This is a genomic window from Trueperaceae bacterium (assembly GCA_019454765.1).
GTDB lineage: Bacteria > Deinococcota > Deinococci > Deinococcales > Trueperaceae > JAAYYF01.
The window spans coordinates 7,241-9,411 of the sequence record JACFNR010000068.1; the positions used below are offsets into that span (position 1 = coordinate 7,241).

Annotated in this window: 4 protein-coding genes; all 4 read right to left on the minus strand. The window is 75.2% G+C overall.

Annotation, left to right across the window (positions count from 1 at the left end):
- Positions 1-895 (minus strand): FAD:protein FMN transferase (locus H3C53_12815; GenBank protein ID MBW7917546.1); only part of this gene is annotated, 895 nt, incomplete at its 3' end.
- Positions 892-1,278: a hypothetical protein gene (locus tag H3C53_12820; GenBank protein ID MBW7917547.1), complete on the minus strand. Its 387-nt coding sequence runs from the start codon at positions 1,276-1,278 to the stop codon at positions 892-894. The genes H3C53_12820 and H3C53_12815, both read right to left, overlap by 4 nt.
- Entirely contained in the window at positions 1,275-1,844 is a 570-nt protein-coding gene (locus H3C53_12825; GenBank protein ID MBW7917548.1) for a hypothetical protein, read from the minus strand. The genes H3C53_12820 and H3C53_12825 overlap by 4 nt, the downstream gene beginning before the upstream one ends.
- Before the next feature lie 118 nt (positions 1,845-1,962).
- A partial coding sequence (locus tag H3C53_12830) for a hypothetical protein (protein MBW7917549.1) occupies positions 1,963-2,171 on the minus strand: 209 nt, incomplete at its 5' end.

Sequence of the window (2,171 nt, forward strand, 5' to 3'; positions counted from 1 at the left end):
GCTCGACCTGCAGCGTCTCCGGCACGGGCGCCCCGAGGAGCAGCAGCTTGGTGGCAAGCTCGGCGCGCATGAGCGAGCGCCCGACCACCGTGGCCTGCACCCAGCGCCCCTGGGCGGGGCGTCCGGTGCGCGGGTCTATGAGGTGGTGCCCGCCCCGCCAGGCGCGTCGGACCAGACTGGAGCTTGCTACCGCCCAGGCGCCAGGCGGTAGCCGCAGGTGCCACACCTCGGCTGCGCCCAGCACGTCCACCTCACTGGCGGCGGCGGAGCGGGCGAGCACGTCGCCGCCGGCGTCGATGACGATCTCCGCGGCGCGGCCGGCCACCCGCTCGACCACCCACGTCTTGCCCGTGCCGCCCAGGTCGATGGCCGCGCCCGGCGGCAGCACGATCTCGCGGGCCGAAACCACGAGCTCGTCCACGCTCGGCACGGCGGGGGGTGTCCCCTCAGGGGCGATCCAGCGCGCGCCCTCGTGCCAACTCGTGGCGTAGCCGTGCCACTCGAGGGAGCGGCCCACCAGCGGCGTGACGAGGCCGCCGGTCAGCCGGCTCGCCTCGACCGCCCAGGCCAGGGCGGCCACCAGCTCCGGCGGCGGGTCCTGCAGCCGCCCCTCCCGGTTCAGGCGCGCCACCACGCCGTCGCCGAAGCGCGTGAGGATGCCCTCCAGCCGGCGCACCTCGCGCGCCAGGCGCGGCGCACCGACGGCGCGGATCGTGACGGTGGTGCCCATGGCGTGGAAGCTGACGCGCTCGATCGGGCGCTGCCGGGTCTTCGTGACCGGCCCGGCGGGCGTTGCCGCGGCGGGGTCGCCCAGGGGCGGCCTGCCGCCCGCGCCGCGAGCGCGAGGCGCGCCCGCCCTCACGGCGGCGCGCGCCAGCCGCGGATGCGTGCTCACGAGGCCCGCGAGGCGGCCACCGGCGCCTTCGAGCGCCCGCGGCTCAGCGCCACGGCGGCCGCGGGACCGCCTACGGTGCGGATGGAGGCGGAGTCGAAGGCGGCCACCACGAGGCCGGTGGTGTCTACCACGAGCACCCGGGTGGGGGCGCCCGCCGGACTCACCGGTACGAGCTCGCCCTCTGCGGGGCCCTGGGCCCGTGGCGCGGCGCTCGCGAGCTGCCAGGTGGCGCCGGCACCCAGCCCGAGGAGGGCGGCGAGGAGGACGGTGGTGGAGGCCGCCTTGTCGAACTTGGGGCGGCGCGGCTTCGAGCCCGCGCCGGCCGGGGACAGACGCTGCCTGCCGGCGCGGCTCCCGTTCTCACCGGGTGCGCCCGCCGTCACTTCCTGCTCCTGGCGTTCGGCTTGGCGGGCTTGGGCGCGCCGGTGGTCAGCGCGTGGCTGGTGGGGTGGTCGTCGTGGTCGTCGTCGTGGTGCTTCTCGTCCTCGTGATCCTTCTCGTCCTTGTGATCCTTGCGGTCCTTGGAGTCGTGGTCGTCATCGTCGTCGTGGTCCTCGTGGTCGCGGCGCTCGTCCTTACTTCGCTTCGTGGCCGCGTCCTGCGAGCCGCCGTACGCCTCGGGGAAGCCCTCAAGGTAGGTGCCGACCAGGTCGGCGGCGCTGACGACCGGCGCCGTCTCGGCGGCCGTCTCGGCGGCCGCCTCGGTGGGCGGCCTGCCGTCGGGGCCGGCCAACACGGTGCCGTCGGGACCCACGAGCATCCACGCGGTGGAACCGTCGTTCATGGGCACGAGCGCGGAGCCGGGCACGGCGACGACCTTGCTCGGGTCGGCCGGGCGGCCGCGCGCCTGGGCGCGGGTGTCCGGCTGCATGTTGTCGAGGAGCGCGTAGCCTCCCGCGAACGCGAAGGCGGCGCTCAGACCGGCGATCAACAGCGTGCGTCTTGACATCTCTTTCCCTCCTTGCGCCGCAGCGTGTGCCGCCACGGTTAAGCGAGGGTTAGGGAGCGCCGCGCCCGCGCGTGAGCCCGGGGCGGCGACGACCCGCCCCGGGCTCGTGTCGGGACCGTCAGAACGAGTAGCCCACCGACACCCGCACCTGACTGTTGTCCTTCCAATCGCCGAACTCGCTGCCGTCTGCCCCGTAGAAGACGTAGGCCTTGGCCTCGCCCACCACGCCGTCGGCGAAGGTGTAGGTCACGCCGGGCATCGCCAGGCCGCTACCGTCCAGGCTCTGCATCCAGGCCAGGTCGAGGTTCGTGCGGGCGCCCGCCTGGT

Excerpts from the sequence above, each read along its gene's own strand:
- H3C53_12825 (MBW7917548.1), bottom strand. The coding sequence starts at position 1,844 with ATGTCAAGACGCACGCTGTTGATCGCCGGTCTGAGCGCCGCCTTCGCG.